We start from the raw sequence: 15,409 nt of genomic DNA on the forward strand, positions 1-15,409 counted from the left end.
AGAAGAATGAACTTAAAACATATACTCGGGCCACGGATCATCAAGACAGGTCTCGCGACATTTCTGACCGCCCTGATCTGTCAGCTCTTAACATTTCCGGCGATATTTGCGGTCATCACTTCTATTGTCTCAATCGAACCGACCGCTAAAGCATCGCTGAAAAAAGCTTATATTCGTTTTCCGGCCTCCATCATCGGTGCTTTTATCGCCGTGATGAGCACGTATTTTCTCGGTGATTCCCCGCTTGCCTACAGCCTCGCAGCCACCGTGACGATTCTTGTCTGTTATCAGCTGAAGCTATTTGACGGTATGCTTGTCGCCAGCCTGACAGCTGTAGCCATGGTGCCTAATATTCACGATGCCTTCGCCTATAACTTTTTCTCACGGCTCGCCACCACGACTATCGGCCTGACGACAGCCGGACTCGTCAACTACTTGGTATTGCCACCGAAATATCAGCAGCAGATTCAGACTATCATCGGCTCGATTGAACGAGACAGTGCTGCCCTCTTTATCAAGCGCAGCAAGGAAGTACTCATCGGAAATTTCGCATCTGAAGAGAGTATGCAGCTGCTGGAAGCCATCAACGCAAAAATCAGCAAAGTCCATCAGCTGATTAAATATGAGCATGAGGAATATCAGTATCATCGTGATATGAACCGAAAGCGCGCCATGACTACAATTGAAAAACGGCTGCAGGTTGACCAGCTGATTGTTCTCCATCTGTCAAATATGATCTATATGCCGGATCAGCAGTACTTTGACTTTTCCTTAGCTGAACGTGAGGCATACGTCCAGATACTTGATGCGATGTCACAAAGCAGACCAGTGCCGGCACCTGCCCTCTCAGTCTTCAAATCCAGCGTCAAACATCTGAATGAGTTCGACGACAATCAGCTCAAAAGCCATTATATCTATGAACTCTTAATGATCCAGAAACTGATGAAAGACCACCTGATATAGTCAGGTGGTCTTTCATGTCAAAATATCTGAATAGAACATCGAGGGATCGGCTTGAGGACGTCTTTTATTGATCCGCCAGTAAGCGGTCGATGATGACTTTCTTCGCACTCTCTTCAACTATGTTGTCATTCAGCGGACTGAACGCAATCTTCTTACGTTCACAGGCTGCTTTGAGGAGATAGTCTGTTATTTCATGGTTCTTCGGCAGAATCGGGCCATGCAGATAAGTGCCGAGGAGATTTTTATAATGAATACCCTCTTTTTTATCGGTATCATTATTGCCGAAACCTGAAACGACACGGCCGAGCGTATCATAGTCATGATAAGTACGACCCCCATGGTTCTCAAACCCGACAATCTGTCCGAATGTCTCTGATTCGATGACGATATTACCGGTCAGACGCTCAGTTTTGGATTCTGTATAGAAGTCCAGGATGTTCAGCCCTTTCAGTTCATGACCGTCCGGTGTCACATATTTCTCACCGAGGAACTGATAGCCGCCGCATATAGTGAGTGCAGGGACGCCGTCTTCTATCGCGGCCTTGAACTCATCCTTGATCTTGAAGAGCTCTGTTGTCGCAATGGCCTGTTCACGGTCGCTGCCGCCACCGATAAAGAGGATATCCGCCTCTGATAATTTCAGCCCGGCTGTCTCTTTGACATCCGTCACTTTGACATCAATGCCGCGCCATTTCGCTCGTTTGGATAAGGCGATGATATTCCCGATATCACCGTACAGATTCAGCTTGTCAGGCATGAAGTGATAAATATTAATCGCTGTCATTATTTATCCTCCTTGAAATAAGTCGTGAGTGTCGTATGCATCGGCTCAAGTGATGTGTAGTTCGGAATGCAGACCGTATAATCATCAAGTGCCATCGCCTGCAGGGTCGCCTGTTCAATCGAACGTTCGACCGTCACCTGCGCCGGAATCTCTGCATATTTAAGACGTACTGCCAGCTCTTCCGCCCGGTCGCCCGTACAGATGATGTGACCGATTGTCTGGCGTGACAGCTTTTCAAAGTCAGCATCCCAGATCCATGAGATATCGCGTCCATCTGCGCCGTTATCGTTCAGGCTGATCAGATAGGATTTAGTACCCTGGATTTTTTCGCCGACTGACAGACTGGCATTCAGACCCGCCGGATTCTTGGCGAGATTGATAATCGCTTCTTTTCTGCCGTTTGAGAAATACTGCATCCGGCCATTATCCGAGGCGTAGCTTTCGAAGCCGCTTCTGATAGAGTCATCATTTAACCCGAGTTCCCGCAGCACACTATAGGCAGCGATAATATTGAACACATTGAAGTCTCCGGCGAGCTTCATATTAAATGTGGCGCCGTTAATGACCGGTACCAGATACGGATTCTCAGAGAGAGCTTCCACTTCATATTTAGGCTCATTCCGTCTGAAACCACATTCACAGCTGTAATGGCCGATCTGGTTGTAATGAATCGCCTCGTAATGGAGCAGACGGCCGCAGTTCGGACAGTACTTACTTTCAATCATGGTGCTTTCTTCGAAGTGATGGATGCCTGCTTTCATACCGTAGTAAACCACATCATCACTTGCAATCTTCAGTCGTGAGACAAACGGGTCATCTGCATTTAATATCAGCTTGATGCCTTTATTCTTAATATGATCGGCGATACGGTCGACCAGAATATCGATCTCACCGAAACGGTCCATCTGATCGCGGAAGAAGTTCGTGAAGACCATCATCGTCGGCGTCATTTCATTCAAGACACGCGGAATCGATCCTTCGTCAATTTCGATGATAGCGAGCTTAGTATTTTTATCTGCCTGGACGATAAAGCTGGACGTGATACCAGCGGCCATATTCGCCCCTTCTGTATTATGAATGATCGGGATACCCATGTTCTTTAATGTATGGCCGATTAAATTAGAAGTCGTTGTCTTGCCGTTTGTACCCGAGATAAAGACGACATCATCTACAGTAGCTGCCATTTTCCTTAAAATCTGTGGATCTATTTTTCTAGCTAACTGTCCCGGTAAATCCGTGCCTCTTTTACCAGCAGCGATACTAGCCTGTCTCGACAGTTTTGCCATTAATTTAGCTGTAAAAGTTCTCATAATGACCTCCTTGATTAACAATTTATTATATCATTTGCTGCCTATAAATCACATGATAAAGAAAATGATTTTCATTGACTGCGTATTTAATGGACCTTGTTAAAACAGACTGACCATGATAATATTTAATTGAAAATGATTATCACAATCAAATAAGAAGGTGTCTAAATGCTACATGCAGCTAATGCCGAAATCGGCAGTACTTATTTTGTTAAATCTTTCAGCTTTGATAATCCGGTCTTACAGCACCGTTTAAATGCGCTTGGTTTGTCAGTCGGCAGCGTGCTGAAAGTCCAGCGTAAAAGTCTGTTTAAAGGACCATGCGTCTTTGATATAGAAGGCCAGCATATCTGCATCCGGAATTGCGATGCGTGCAAAATCATGCTGGAAGCCGCTCATGACTAATACGTTCTGTATTCTCGGCAATCCGAATGTCGGGAAAACGTCACTTTTCAATGCACTGACCGGTTCATACGAATATGTCGGTAACTGGAGCGGTGTGACCGTCGAGAAGAAAATCGGTCAACTCAAAAAGAACTATGGTAATCTCGTGGACTTGCCCGGCACTTATGACCTGCTTCCTATCTCAAAGGACGAGACAGTCGTCACACGCTTTCTGCTGCAGGAGTCTTTCCAAGGCATGATCAATATTGTGGATGCCTCGCAGCTGCGACGTAATCTGCTGCTCACCATTCAGCTGATGGAATACGGCGCACCTATGATGATGGGCCTCAATATGGTCGATGTCTCAGCCAAACGAGGTTACCGTATTGATATCGACTTATTGATGCGTCGCCTGAAGATTCCTGTCATTCCTGTCGTTGCACGTACAGGCAAAGGTACCCATGAAATACTGGAAGCCGTCAATGACCGTCATCTGGCGGCTGCACGCCTGTCTCTTCGCTATGACGACAGAATAGAAGCGCTGATCACCAAAATCTTGCCGACATTCAGCGGTCTTGCACTAAACAGACGACATCACCGTTTTCTCGCTGTCCAGTATTTGATGGACAATCCAGCTGTCATTGACTACATCGGTGACGATGCGGCAAGGGACACATTAAAAGCGCAGATTGACTTTCCCGTCAAGGAGCTGATTCTAAAAGCACGTCAGAATAAAATTTCCGAGATTCTTGACGGCGTAGTCACGCAGCCTGAGGTTTCAAAGACACCCTTGACAGAGACAATCGATCGCATCGTTACTCATAAATATCTGGGTATGCCGATTTTCCTGTTTTTAATGTGGCTGATTTTTCAGACGACCTTCACCTGGATCGGTACACCCCTGTCGGATCAGCTGGACGCCTTTTTCGGCGGACCGTTAACAGACTGGGCGCATCGCATCATGACGCAGCTCGGGGTGGTCGAGTTCCTGCAGAATCTGATCACTGATGGCATCATCGCCGGTGTCGGCGGTGTTCTGGTCTTCGTCCCTCAGATTCTGGTGCTGTTCTTCTTTATCTCACTTCTTGAGGACTCCGGTTACATGGCACGTATAGCGGTGATCATGGACCGTTTAATGGAGTTTTTCGGGCTGAACGGTAAATCATTTATTCCGATGATTATCGGCTTCGGCTGTAATGTGCCCGGTATCATGGCAGCGCGCAGTATCGAAGAGGAAAAGGAGCGTCTAACCACCATCTTGATCGCACCTTTTATGTCCTGTTCCGCCCGGCTGCCAGTCTATGCCCTCTTTGCAGGTGTATTCTTCAAGGAGAATCAGGCTCTGATTGTGCTGAGCCTGTATGTTATCGGGGTTGTCGTCGCATTGTTCATGAGTTTCATATTATCTAAAACGCTCCTGAAGAATGATACTTCAATCTTCGTCATAGAGCTGCCGCCCTATCGTCTGCCTTCCATTAAAACGCTATGGCGCAGTACCTGGGAAAAAGGAAAAGGATTCGTCAAAAAAGCAGGGACCTTCATTTTTGGCGGCTCCGTATTAATCTGGCTGCTCAACTACACGGGTCCTGGCGGTCTTAATGTAGGAATCGGTGACAGCTACCTCGCCATGATCGGCGGAGTGATTGCGCCGCTTCTGGCACCACTCGGCTTCGGCACATGGCAGGCAGGCGCAACACTGATTCCAGGTTTCCTGGCCAAGGAAGTCATCGTCAGTGCCATGGCTATCATCTATGCGGTCAGTGATGACGCCTTGATTCAAGTGATTCACAGCCAGTTCACGCCGCTGACCGCCTATGCGTTCATGCTGTTCATCCTGTTATATATCCCTTGTCTGTCGACAGTTGCAGCTATTCGTAAAGAAACAAGTTCATGGAAATGGACATTCCTTGCGATGCTCTATCCCGTAGCAGTGGCCTATATTTTAACATTTGCTGTCTATCAGCTCGGTCAACTGTTCATTTAAGGAGGCTCTTATGTCATTACTTATTAATATCCTGCTCGCCTTGCTCATCTTTGGATATGCGACGTTCACACTGGTCAGATTCTTCAGAAAATCAAAGGAAGGTAAATGCAACAGCTGCTCGGTCAATCAGGACTGCGGCTGTGAGTTGCCTAGAGACAAACCGTTATAGGTTCTGTCTCTTTTTTTGTATACTGGACAAAAGGGGGAAGTATGATGAATGAGTTTATTGCGCTCGATTTCGAGACAGCGAATGGTCAGCCGGCCAGCGTGTGCAGTGTCGGCATGGTGAAAGTGCAGGGCAATATGATGACGGAGACATTTTACACACTTGTCAATCCGGAGACCTACTTTTCAAAGGGCAATATCGCGGTTCATGGCATCAAGCCGGAAGATGTAGCAGATGCGCCGACATTTCCTGACGTCTTCCCTCATATGATGGATTTCATCGGCGAGCTGCCGGTCGTCGCGCATTTTGCACGCTTTGATATGAAGGTGCTCTACCAGTCCATTGAACGTTATGGCCTTGAAATGCCGGTCATGTCCTACTTCTGCTCCTGTAATATGGCACGGAAAACGGTTAAAAATCACAGCTACAGCCTGAAGAACATGATGAAGTTCTATGATCTTGATTTTCATGGGCATCATCATGCCCTGAATGACGCCAAGGCCAGTGCCATGATTACGCTCCGGCTTCTGAAACACTATGATTCGCTGGAAGACTATCTGAAGCGGCATCGCGCTTATTTGTCCGGCATGAAATACAAGAAGAGCCAGCAGATGAACCGCTATCAGGCAGAACTGAATGCGATCAGACCGACGACCCGGGATTTTGATCTGACGCATCCTTTTCACGCCAAGAAAATCGCCATCTCCGGGACTCTCCATCTGAAACGTAAAGATATCGTTCAGTATATCGTTGATCACGGCGGCCGGTATGCGTCCGATATCGAACAAGCGGACATCTATCTCTTCGGCAGACAGAAGGGCAATAAACCTTCTGCTAAGGACAACGCGGTCACCAATCGCCTGGCACGTGGTGAGGATGTGCAGGTGATCAGCGATGATAAATTAAAGCAGCTGATTGAATTCTATCAATAAAACCATGTCCAGTGGACATGGTTTTATTTACGTTTATATATATTCTGTTTGATACTATCACGTGACACAGGTCTCTCCAGTTTGTGATCCACCCAGAAAAGGAAGACGGCCAGGCCAATGATGCCCAGTAGTTTCCAGAAATCAAAGCCATTGTTCCAAGTATCCATCACAAAGAGAGCGAATAACAGAGCGACAATACCAATAATAGAAAACTTAAATTTCATCTTACTCACTCTTTCCGTTATATAAAATCATATATCGACATATTTTCGAAACGCTTCTCCTTTAAATTCCCCACTGTGACACCAATTAAACGTATCGGACGTTCCGTTGATTTCACTTCGGTATAAAGATGATAGGCGATATTATAGATTTCATCTGCATCAGTGATGGAATCCGGAAGTTTCTGCTGCTTGGTCACCGTAGTGAAATCATATTCCTTGATCTTGACCGTCACAATATCTCCGGCCAGGCTGTACTGATTCAGTCTGTCACTGACCTGTTTGGCAAGTTTCCGGATGACGGACAGAATTTCTTCGTCATCATTTTTATCCGCCTCGAATGTGGTCTCTTTGCCTATCGATTTACGTGTCCGCTCAGCTTTGACCGTATCATCACCGATGCCGCGTGCGTAATGATATAATTTCGGGCATCTTTTGCCGAACCAGTTGATGAGGTCTCGTTCTGTCTGGTTGAACAAGTCCTGTCCTGTCTCTATACCCAGTGCCTTCATCTTCTCCTCAGTCACTTTACCGACACCCGGAAAGTCTCCGATGGGCAGCGGCATGAGAATCTCATGGACATTGCCATGATGAATAATCGTCAGACCATCCGGTTTATTCATACCGGATGCCATTTTGGCGAGAAAACGATTATAGGAGACACCGGCTGAACATGTCAACTGTGTTGCTGCCAGTACATCGCGCTTAATATGACGGGCCACTTGTGAAGCGGGCATATCCCGTCTGACGAGATGGGTGATGTCCAGATAAGCTTCATCTAAGGAGACAGGCTGTACCAACGCTGTATAACTTCTGAAAATCTCCATGATGGTGGCTGAGACATCCCGGTAGACATTGAAATGGGGCGTCACATAATAACCGTCAGGACAGAGCTGATGGGCCCGGCTCATCGGCATCGCTGAATGAACGCCGAACTTTCTTGCTTCGTAACTCGCTGTTGAAACGACACCTCTTGAACTCGATTTCCCCCCGACTATAACGGGTTTGCCTCTAAGTTCCGGCTTATCCCGCTGCTCAATCTGCGCATAGAATGCATCCATATCGACATGAATGATTCTCTTCTCCATCTACCTAATCCTTCAAGGTCATCTTGCAGACTGCTTCAACATGGGTCGTCTGCGGGAACATATCGACTGGCGTGATCTCATCGATATGATATTTTGTCTCCAGCAGCTGAATGTCACGCATCAAGGTTGAAGGATTACAGGATACATAGACGATACGCTGAGGTGTCAGTTCAAGTAATGTCTCAATAAAGACGGCATCGCAGCCTTTACGCGGCGGATCGACCATTACGACATCCGGTCTGATGCCTTCCTCACGCCACTTCAGAATAATATCTTCTGCTTTACCGGCTTCAAAGTGTGTATTGGATAAGTGATTAAGCGCTGCATTCCGCTTGGCGTCCTCTATCGCTTTCTCCACTATTTCCACACCGTAGACCCGTTCAGCATGTGCTGCCATAAACAAGCCGATCGTACCGATGCCGCAGTAAGCATCGATGACGTTCTGACTGTCTGTCAGTTCTGCGTAATCCAGCGCCTGACGGTACAGTTTTTCTGTCTGCTCGTGATTGACCTGATAGAAACTCATATCTGAAATCTCAAATGTCAGCTGATCCAGCTGATCGTGTATATAATCATGGCCGCGGATCGTTCTGGACTGACTGCCGAGGATGACATTCGTCTTCTCACTATTGATATTCTGTCTGATACTTGTCACATACGGAAACTGAGCCATCAGTTCATCCGCAATCTGTTCAAGTTCAGGCAGATGCCGGCTTTTAGTGACAAAAACGACCATCGTTTCATTCACTGTCGTGCCGCTGCGGAGCATGATATGTCTCAGGTTGCCTCTATGGCGCCGTTCATCATAAATACTGACATTGTATTGCGTGAGCAGCTGACGAATCGTATTCATCAGTTCATCATGACTCTCCTTCTGAATCAGACATTCTTCTATCGGCACTATATCATGCGACCGGGGTCTGTAGAATCCCGTTACAATGCCCTCCCGGTACTGGACGGGCAGCTGACTCTTATTGCGATAACGCCAAGGATTCTCCATTCCTATAATCTCGCGCACCGGAATATCGAGCTTCGTCATTTTGCGGACTAAATTCTTCACCTGATTTTCCTTCATGGTGAGCTGCGCCTGATAATTCAGATGCTGTGTATTACAGCCGCCGCACTGCTGATAATAGATGCAGGGCGGCGTTACACGGTCCGGACTTTCTGTGTCAATTGACAGCACTTTGCCGATACCAAACCCTTTATTCTGCTTGATCAGCTTAAAAGTGACCGTTTCGTTCTTCACTGTCTGCGGGATAAAGATAGGATAACCTTCTATTTTGACAACACCGTTACCTTCGTGCGTATAATCGATGACTGTACCTGTTAATATATCGTTTTTCTTCATTCATTTCTCTCTTTCATTTTCAAGTGTTAACTTTAATCAGGCCTTCTTCCTTGATATATTCTATCACAGTTTCGCTGACATCTACATCGAGGACATCAGTTTGCGATTACATAGATTACTTGGAAATGATATGGGTATAGTCTATTAAACTAATCTAAAGGAGACTACACTCATGTATAACGACTTAAAGGATAAAGTGGCACTGATTACAGGCGGCGCATCTGGTATCGGTAAAGCGATTGCTCTGCGTTTTGCTGAAGAAGGCATGAAAGTTGTCATCAACTATCACTCAAGAGCAGACGAAGCAAATGAGCTTGTGGAGGCTATTCAGGCTAAAGGCGGCGAAGCCATTGCCATCAAAGCGGATACAACAGACGAAGAAGAGTTTCTCGGCCTATTCAGCCAAACACTGGCTACATACGGTGCTCTCCATGTCATGGTCAACAATGCGGGCATGCAAAAAGATATCGTCAGCCATGAAATGTCGACAGAGGAATTTGATAAAGTCATGAACGTCAACCTACGCGGTACTTTCATCGGTTCACGTGAAGCCATCAAGCATTATATGGACAAGAAATATAAAGGGGTCGTCATCAATATCTCCAGCGTCCATGAAATCATTCCTTGGCCACATTACGCCCAGTACTGTGCAAGTAAAGGAGGCGTCAAGCTTCTGACCCAGAGCTTAGCTCTTGAATATGCGCGTGTCCAGATCCGCGTCAATAACATCGCACCTGGTTCCATCAACACCCCGATCAATGCTGAGAACTTCTCAACTGAAGAGAAGAAAAAAGAAGCGGACGGCTTTGTGCCGATGGGTTATGTCGCTGAGCCGGAAGAAATCGCCAGCATCGCCGCTTTTCTTGCCAGTAAGGAATCAAAATATATCACAGGTCAGACAATCGTCGCAGATGGCGGCCTTTCTCTCTACCCTTCCCACCGCAACTGGGAGTATGATGAGCTGGCAGCATCATTTACCGACGAAATCAAATAATAGAAAACGCAAAATCCTGATGGATTTTGCGTTTTTTATTCGATATCTGTGAGGGTATACTGGTCATCAATTTTCTTCATCTTCTCAATATTATTTGAACGCGTGATATCGTCGAGCGGACTGAAAATCTCTAAATGACTCGCCAGATTGACGAAATGAGCGGGTAATACACCGCCGTATTCACCGTCCACATTCAAGTCCATCATTTCATACGAGGAGACCTTGATCTCCTTCGCCTTGATATAGTGGACCTTCGGATGGTTAAGGTGTTCGCCGCGCGAAGCAAGCGTCAGCAGATGGCCGAACTCTGCCAGATTCACTTTTTCCAGGAACAGCAGCGTGAAGTAGCCATCATTGATAGAGGCATCAGGCACCAGCTTTTCAAAGCCGCCGACAGAGTTGGTCAGTCCAATCAGGAAGAGCATGACTTCTCCTGAGAAGACCTCGCCATCGTATTCAATGCGGACATCAGTCGGTTTGATCTCCGGCAGCATCTCAAGCCCTTTAATATAGTAGGCTAACGGACCGATGACAGTCTTCAGTTTGCTTGGTGCCTCGTAAGATACCGAAGTGATTTTGCCGCCCCCCGCAATATTGATAAAGTAGCGGCTGTTCATGCGTCCGATATCGACCGGTACCGTTGTCCCTTCTATGATGACATCAACAGCTTCCATGATATCCTTTGGTATCATGAGCGCACGGCCGAAGTCATTGACCGTTCCCATGGGTATCACCCCTATTTGAGGCAGGTCCGGCAGATCGGCTATGCCGTTGACCACTTCATTGAGCGTGCCGTCACCACCAGCTGCGATGATAATATCGAATTGATCCTGGACTGCAGCACGGGCCGCGATAGTGGCGTCACCCGCCGCTGTTGTCGCATGGGCACTGGTTTCGTAGCCTGCCTGCTCCAGTTTGATCAGCACGTCAGGCAGCGTCTTTTTGAAGAGTTCTCGACCAGACGTCGGATTATAGATAATTCTTGCTCTTTTTCTCATAGCTGTTCACCCTTTCGGGAAATTCCCTTGTTTTTACTAGCGTCGGCGTCCACCGAATATATTACGCACAATTTCCCGACCTATCTGTCTGCCGACGGATGTAAGGACAGAAGTCGCCATCTTCTGAAGTTCAGATGGTTTTTCTTTCGTCACCTTCCTGTCAGGCTGCTCAGGTTCTTTGACATCGGTCAGTTTCTGCTGCAGAAGCTCATAAGCACTCTCGCGGTCCAGTTCTTCTTTGTAGGTTGCATAGAAGGGATTCGCTTCAAGTGGAATCGGCTGACTTAAGACACCGATTTTACTTTCAGGCGGTCTGATCCACGCACGTTCTACGATACCCGGCTGACCGTCACTGTTCAGGAAAGAGACCAGTGCCTCACCGGTCTTCAGTTCTCCGATGACGCTTTCTACATCCAGGTCCGGATTCTGTCTGAAGGTCTCTGCTGCACTCTTCACGGCTTTCTGGTCACGAGGCGTGAACGCCCGCAGCGCATGCTGAACACGGTTTCCGAGCTGACCGAGTACCTCGTCCGGCAAATCAATCGGGTTCTGTGTCACGAAATAAACACCGACCCCTTTAGAACGGATGAGACGGACAACTTGTTCAATCTGCGTGACGAAGGCTGGATTGGCGTCTTTGAATAAAAGGTGCGCTTCGTCAAAGAAGAAGACAAGCTTCGGTTGATCAGCGTCGCCTACTTCCGGCAGCATTTCAAACAGTTCAGTCAGCAGCCAGAGGAGGAATGTGGTATAGAGCAGCGGCTGCCTGTAAAGTTCTACTGCATGCAGAATATTGATGACCCCTTTACCCTTCTCCTGTTGCAGGAAATCTTCCAGTCTGAGAGCTGGCTCACTGAAGAAATGACTGGCACCTTGACTATCCAGCTCCAGCAGTTTACGCTGAATGGCACCGATAGACTGCTTCGTCAGATTGCCGTATTTCGTCGTATATTCAGCAGCATGGTCACCCATATGGTTAAGCAGAGCCTGCAGATCTTTCAGGTCAAGCAGCGTCAGTCCTTCGTCATCGCTGATTCTGAATGCCATAGTGAGGATACCTGTCTGCGTCTCATTCAGACCCATCAGACGGGACAGCAGGAGCGGGCCCATCTCCGTGACCGTTGCACGTATCGGCGTCCCCATCTTGTAAGAAGACGGGTATGCCTGCTTTTGAGAACTGTTCTGTCATCACCTTCAGTGTAATCGTCTTACCTGTACCCGTTGCGCCGGCAATCAGACCGTGGCGATTCGCCATTTTTTCTTCTATCCCGATATTCTTGGCAATTGCTAATGTCATCTTTCATCCCCACTTTATCAATAATATCGCTGTCTCTAATTTAGCTTATTCTACGAAATTACACAAAAAAAAGATTCTTGTCAGAATCTTTTCCGCCATGCTTCTGCTTCTTTTTTCAGCTGCAGCATGTATTCGATTCCGTTGACCTGAGATTCGATCTCATCTTCAGCCTGCTGCTTATTTTTCACCAGAAAATGAATATATTGTGCCTTCGCTGATTCGTTCTGCCTTAAATAATCCCGGAACAACAGCAGCGACTCGACCTGCTTGCTATCATGCTGCTCGACCCACCTGATCTGAATAGAGGGCCCCTCCGTCTTTTTCTCGTGCATGATGCAGTCCGGTGCCCATTCAATACATTTAAAGCCGAGCGCTTCGATGGCAGCCATCTGTTTTTCTACATGCTGATAGTGCTTGACGACCGGCATGATATTGATTTCTTCTATAAACGGCAATCCATCAACAGCCGAACTGCCATATTGATGTATTTCAGTAATCGCATTTCCCAGGATTTCAATCAGCTGCTTCGATTCTTCAATAAATAAAAGTCTGTACTCCAGAAAACTGCGGGGCGTATTTTTGATCATAGTATGTCCCTCACTTGTATCTCATGTCATTTGATCTTTCTGTTATAGATACATATTCAAAACATATTACCATTTTTATAAATTATAAACATTTTACTTCTATCTTACTAGCAATTTGATATTTATGTTAAAATAACAGTATTGATAACATGGAGGACTCAGATGAAAAATATACTCTTCTGGCTTTACGTTGTACTTTCAGTCTTATTAATTGGTTTCGGTTATATTTACTGGCAATCCACTGTTTCAGCCCGTCAGACCTCTCAGACAGACATGAAAACCATCACATTCAAAGATAAAGCCCTTCAAGATATTTACCGTCAAAATAAAGAGATGAACATCACTGTCTTATCCACACCTTATCAGGTCTCAGATGATGATCAGAGCTTGGTGCAGATGCTGCGTGATCAGTATCCGGCGCTTAGGATAAAGGAACAGATGATCAAGACAGCGAGTGATAAGATCGATGTCGATAAAATAAAGGATACAGAGCCTGATATCGTTCTACTCGATGCACTGACCCTTAATGATTTTACAGAAAAAATCCCTGCAGAGGCGCACAACAAACAGCTTGCTCAAATAATCGATGATCTAACATCAGACCATATTGAAGTCCGAACGATCGGCACTCGTCCTTCAACGGATCAAGCATTCAAGAGGTATCAGATAGAAGAAGAAGACTATTTTAAAGATTCCAAAACTTATTATGCCCAATCGAAAAAATGGCCAAAGGCTGAGCTGGCAGATAGCTATGACTCTCAGACAGAACTGCTGACTGCCCGTGGTCTCGATAGCTGGTATAGCCATATTACTGATTACCTTTTTAAGAAATAAATTTCTTATTCCGGTCGTAATCTGTTCAATCAAGATTTAAAAAGAAGCTGATATGCTCCAGGCATATCAGCTTTTCATATTATCTTTTTTCAAGTTCTTCCTTCAGAATCTGGTTAACCAGCTGCGGGTTCGCCTGCCCTTTTGAGATCTTCATGATCTGACCGACGAGGAAGCCCATCGCTTTTCCTTTACCGTTCTTGAAGTCCTCAATGGATTGAGGGTTGTTATCAAGTGCTTCAGTCACGAATGCGCGGAGCTGTTCCGGATCAGACACTTGTACAAGCCCTTGTTCCTCCATAATGACTTTCGGTGCTTTGCCTGACTCAACTGTATCAGCAAAGACTTTTTTAGCGATTTTACTCGAGATTGTGCCATCAGCGAGCAATTTCACCATTTCTGCCAGATTAGCAGGTGTTAAAGCGGTGTCGCCTAAGTCCTTCTGGTTTTTGTTCAAGTATTCGTTAACGCCGCCCATCAGCCAGTTAGAAGCTAACTTTGCGTCTGCTCCAAGCTTCAGCGTCTCTTCAAAGAAGTCAGACATCTCTTTTGTCAGCGTCAGAACATGCGCATCATAAGCAGGGAGGCCATATTCATTCACATATTTCTCTTTACGTGCATCCGGCAGCTCAGGAATCGATTCACGGACACGCGCTTTCCATCCTTCATCGATGAAGAGAGGCACTAAATCTGGTTCCGGGAAATAGCGGTAGTCATCCGAGCCTTCTTTGACACGCATGAGAATGGTTTTACCGGTTGCCTCATCAAAACGACGTGTCTCCTGCAGAATCTCTCCGCCCGCAAGCAATACTTCTGCCTGGCGTTTTTCCTCGTGCTCTAAACCACGACGGACGTAGTTGAATGAGTTCAGGTTTTTAAGTTCAGTCTTCGTACCGAATTCTTCACGGCCGACTGGACGTAATGAAATGTTGGCGTCACAGCGGAGTGAGCCTTCTTCCATCTTACAGTCAGATACCCCTGTATACTGAATGATCGCTTTCAGCTTCTCAAGGTAGGCATACGCTTCTTCCGGTGTACGGATATCAGGTTCCGAGACAATTTCAACAAGTGGTGTCCCTTGACGGTTTAAGTCGACCAGTGAGTGACCGTCTTTATGTGTCAGTTTACCGGCATCCTCCTCCATATGAAGACGTGTGATACCGATGCGTTTTGTTTCGCCGCCTACTTCGATATCGATATAGCCGTTTTCACCGATCGGCTCATCAAACTGTGAAATCTGATAAGCTTTCGGATTATCTGGATAGAAATAGTTTTTACGGTCAAATTTGGTTTCTGTTCTGATATCCATGTTCAGTGCCATTGCTGCGCGCATAGCCCAGTCGACTGCTGTCCGGTTGACGACTGGCAGCACCCCAGGATAACCCAGGTCGATGACACTGACATTGGTATTCGGTTCTGCACCGAAATGGGCAGGCGAACTTGAGAACATCTTGGATTCAGTTTTCAGTTCAACATGGACTTCAAGTCCGATTACTGTTTCGAAATGCATTTCATCGTC

The 15,409-nt window shown here is 46.5% G+C and carries 14 protein-coding genes and 2 pseudogenes; 7 read left to right on the forward strand and 9 right to left on the reverse strand.

Annotated elements, in window-relative coordinates; translation table 11 throughout:
* Nucleotides 1-6: 6 nt before the first annotated feature.
* Nucleotides 7-963 (forward strand): FUSC family protein, encoded by a 957-nt coding sequence (locus ERX55_RS06740; protein ID WP_243721471.1) that lies wholly within the window; start codon nt 7-9, stop codon nt 961-963.
* Nucleotides 964-1,027: 64 nt separating this feature from the next.
* Here ERX55_RS06740 and gatD read toward each other — a convergent pair whose 3' ends face one another.
* Together gatD and murT are read right to left on the reverse strand one after the other, a co-directional pair.
* Nucleotides 1,028-1,747, reverse strand: a complete 720-nt coding sequence (gatD, locus tag ERX55_RS06745; protein WP_133451807.1) for a lipid II isoglutaminyl synthase subunit GatD — start codon at nt 1,745-1,747, stop codon at nt 1,028-1,030.
* Nucleotides 1,747-3,057 carry a lipid II isoglutaminyl synthase subunit MurT gene (gene murT, locus ERX55_RS06750; RefSeq protein WP_133451808.1) on the reverse strand — a complete coding sequence of 437 codons (1,311 nt, stop codon included), beginning with the start codon at nt 3,055-3,057 and terminating at the stop codon, nt 1,747-1,749. Before murT ends, gatD begins: the two co-directional genes overlap by 1 nt.
* A gap of 168 nt (nt 3,058-3,225) precedes the next feature.
* Here murT and ERX55_RS06755 point away from each other — a divergent pair, with 168 nt between their 5' ends.
* The 4 genes and pseudogenes from ERX55_RS06755 to ERX55_RS11540 all read left to right on the forward strand — a co-directional run.
* Nucleotides 3,226-3,462 carry a FeoA family protein gene (locus ERX55_RS06755; RefSeq protein ID WP_133451809.1) on the forward strand — a complete coding sequence of 79 codons (237 nt, stop codon included), beginning with the start codon at nt 3,226-3,228 and terminating at the stop codon, nt 3,460-3,462.
* The gene (gene feoB / locus ERX55_RS06760; protein ID WP_133451810.1) at nt 3,455-5,425 is read left to right on the forward strand and encodes a ferrous iron transport protein B; all 1,971 of its coding nucleotides are present in this window, start codon (nt 3,455-3,457) and stop codon (nt 5,423-5,425) included. Before ERX55_RS06755 ends, feoB begins: the two co-directional genes overlap by 8 nt.
* A 10-nt stretch (nt 5,426-5,435) precedes the next feature.
* Nucleotides 5,436-5,594: a FeoB-associated Cys-rich membrane protein gene (locus ERX55_RS06765; protein ID WP_133451811.1), complete on the forward strand. Its 159-nt coding sequence runs from the start codon at nt 5,436-5,438 to the stop codon at nt 5,592-5,594.
* A gap of 41 nt (nt 5,595-5,635) precedes the next feature.
* Nucleotides 5,636-6,151, forward strand: a pseudogene (locus ERX55_RS11540) (3'-5' exonuclease); the annotation flags it as partial.
* Nucleotides 6,152-6,546: 395 nt separating this feature from the next.
* Here the strand turns inward: ERX55_RS11540 and ERX55_RS06775 are convergent.
* Genes ERX55_RS06775 through rlmD form a run of 3 tightly spaced genes read right to left on the reverse strand, consistent with a single transcriptional unit; the run spans nt 6,547 to nt 9,183 of the window.
* Nucleotides 6,547-6,747 (reverse strand): hypothetical protein, encoded by a 201-nt coding sequence (locus tag ERX55_RS06775; RefSeq protein ID WP_133451813.1) that lies wholly within the window; start codon nt 6,745-6,747, stop codon nt 6,547-6,549.
* A 17-nt stretch (nt 6,748-6,764) separates the two neighbouring features.
* Complete coding sequence (gene dinB, locus ERX55_RS06780; RefSeq protein ID WP_133451814.1) at nt 6,765-7,832, reverse strand: DNA polymerase IV; 1,068 nt, start codon at nt 7,830-7,832, stop codon at nt 6,765-6,767.
* Nucleotides 7,833-7,836: 4 nt separating this feature from the next.
* Nucleotides 7,837-9,183: a 23S rRNA (uracil(1939)-C(5))-methyltransferase RlmD gene (rlmD, locus tag ERX55_RS06785; RefSeq protein WP_133451815.1), complete on the reverse strand. Its 1,347-nt coding sequence runs from the start codon at nt 9,181-9,183 to the stop codon at nt 7,837-7,839.
* 172 nt (nt 9,184-9,355) lie between these two features.
* On the opposite strand from rlmD, the gene ERX55_RS06790 reads away from it, so the two are divergent.
* Nucleotides 9,356-10,177: a glucose 1-dehydrogenase gene (locus tag ERX55_RS06790; RefSeq protein ID WP_133451816.1), complete on the forward strand. Its 822-nt coding sequence runs from the start codon at nt 9,356-9,358 to the stop codon at nt 10,175-10,177.
* Nucleotides 10,178-10,212: 35 nt separating this feature from the next.
* On the opposite strand, the gene ERX55_RS06795 is transcribed toward ERX55_RS06790, so the two are convergent.
* The 3 genes and pseudogenes from ERX55_RS06795 to ERX55_RS06805 all read right to left on the reverse strand — a co-directional run bounded on the left by ERX55_RS06795 (nt 10,213) and on the right by ERX55_RS06805 (nt 13,059).
* Entirely contained in the window at nt 10,213-11,175 is a 963-nt protein-coding gene (locus ERX55_RS06795; protein WP_133451817.1) for a diacylglycerol kinase, read from the reverse strand.
* 36 nt (nt 11,176-11,211) lie between these two features.
* Nucleotides 11,212-12,472 (reverse strand): annotated as a pseudogene (locus ERX55_RS06800) (helicase HerA-like domain-containing protein).
* An 80-nt stretch (nt 12,473-12,552) separates the two neighbouring features.
* Nucleotides 12,553-13,059, reverse strand: a complete 507-nt coding sequence (locus ERX55_RS06805) for a GrpB family protein (RefSeq protein ID WP_133451818.1) — start codon at nt 13,057-13,059, stop codon at nt 12,553-12,555.
* A 162-nt stretch (nt 13,060-13,221) separates the two neighbouring features.
* Here ERX55_RS06805 and ERX55_RS06810 point away from each other — a divergent pair, with 162 nt between their 5' ends.
* Nucleotides 13,222-13,893 (forward strand): hypothetical protein, encoded by a 672-nt coding sequence (locus ERX55_RS06810; RefSeq protein WP_133451819.1) that lies wholly within the window; start codon nt 13,222-13,224, stop codon nt 13,891-13,893.
* A gap of 79 nt (nt 13,894-13,972) precedes the next feature.
* Here the strand turns inward: ERX55_RS06810 and gatB are convergent, their stop codons facing one another.
* Nucleotides 13,973-15,400 carry an Asp-tRNA(Asn)/Glu-tRNA(Gln) amidotransferase subunit GatB gene (gatB, locus tag ERX55_RS06815; protein WP_133451820.1) on the reverse strand — a complete coding sequence of 476 codons (1,428 nt, stop codon included), beginning with the start codon at nt 15,398-15,400 and terminating at the stop codon, nt 13,973-13,975.
* Between the last annotated feature and the right edge of the window lie 9 nt (nt 15,401-15,409).

Origin of the sequence: Macrococcus bovicus (assembly GCF_004359575.1) — a bacterium.
GTDB lineage: Bacteria > Bacillota > Bacilli > Staphylococcales > Staphylococcaceae > Macrococcus > Macrococcus bovicus.

What these genes read in the sequence shown, in the direction of transcription:
- ERX55_RS06740 (WP_243721471.1), top strand. Translation starts at nt 7, where the DNA reads ATGAACTTAAAACATATACTCGGGCCACGGATCATCAAGACAGGTCTC.
- gatD (WP_133451807.1), bottom strand. Translation starts at nt 1,747, where the DNA reads ATGACAGCGATTAATATTTATCACTTCATGCCTGACAAGCTGAATCTG.
- murT (WP_133451808.1), bottom strand. Translation starts at nt 3,057, where the DNA reads ATGAGAACTTTTACAGCTAAATTAATGGCAAAACTGTCGAGACAGGCT.
- ERX55_RS06755 (WP_133451809.1), top strand. Translation starts at nt 3,226, where the DNA reads ATGCTACATGCAGCTAATGCCGAAATCGGCAGTACTTATTTTGTTAAA.
- feoB (WP_133451810.1), top strand. Translation starts at nt 3,455, where the DNA reads ATGACTAATACGTTCTGTATTCTCGGCAATCCGAATGTCGGGAAAACG.
- ERX55_RS06765 (WP_133451811.1), top strand. Translation starts at nt 5,436, where the DNA reads ATGTCATTACTTATTAATATCCTGCTCGCCTTGCTCATCTTTGGATAT.
- ERX55_RS06775 (WP_133451813.1), bottom strand. Translation starts at nt 6,747, where the DNA reads ATGAAATTTAAGTTTTCTATTATTGGTATTGTCGCTCTGTTATTCGCT.
- dinB (WP_133451814.1), bottom strand. Translation starts at nt 7,832, where the DNA reads ATGGAGAAGAGAATCATTCATGTCGATATGGATGCATTCTATGCGCAG.
- rlmD (WP_133451815.1), bottom strand. Translation starts at nt 9,183, where the DNA reads ATGAAGAAAAACGATATATTAACAGGTACAGTCATCGATTATACGCAC.
- ERX55_RS06790 (WP_133451816.1), top strand. Translation starts at nt 9,356, where the DNA reads ATGTATAACGACTTAAAGGATAAAGTGGCACTGATTACAGGCGGCGCA.
- ERX55_RS06795 (WP_133451817.1), bottom strand. Translation starts at nt 11,175, where the DNA reads ATGAGAAAAAGAGCAAGAATTATCTATAATCCGACGTCTGGTCGAGAA.
- ERX55_RS06805 (WP_133451818.1), bottom strand. Translation starts at nt 13,059, where the DNA reads ATGATCAAAAATACGCCCCGCAGTTTTCTGGAGTACAGACTTTTATTT.
- ERX55_RS06810 (WP_133451819.1), top strand. Translation starts at nt 13,222, where the DNA reads ATGAAAAATATACTCTTCTGGCTTTACGTTGTACTTTCAGTCTTATTA.
- gatB (WP_133451820.1), bottom strand. Translation starts at nt 15,400, where the DNA reads ATGCATTTCGAAACAGTAATCGGACTTGAAGTCCATGTTGAACTGAAA.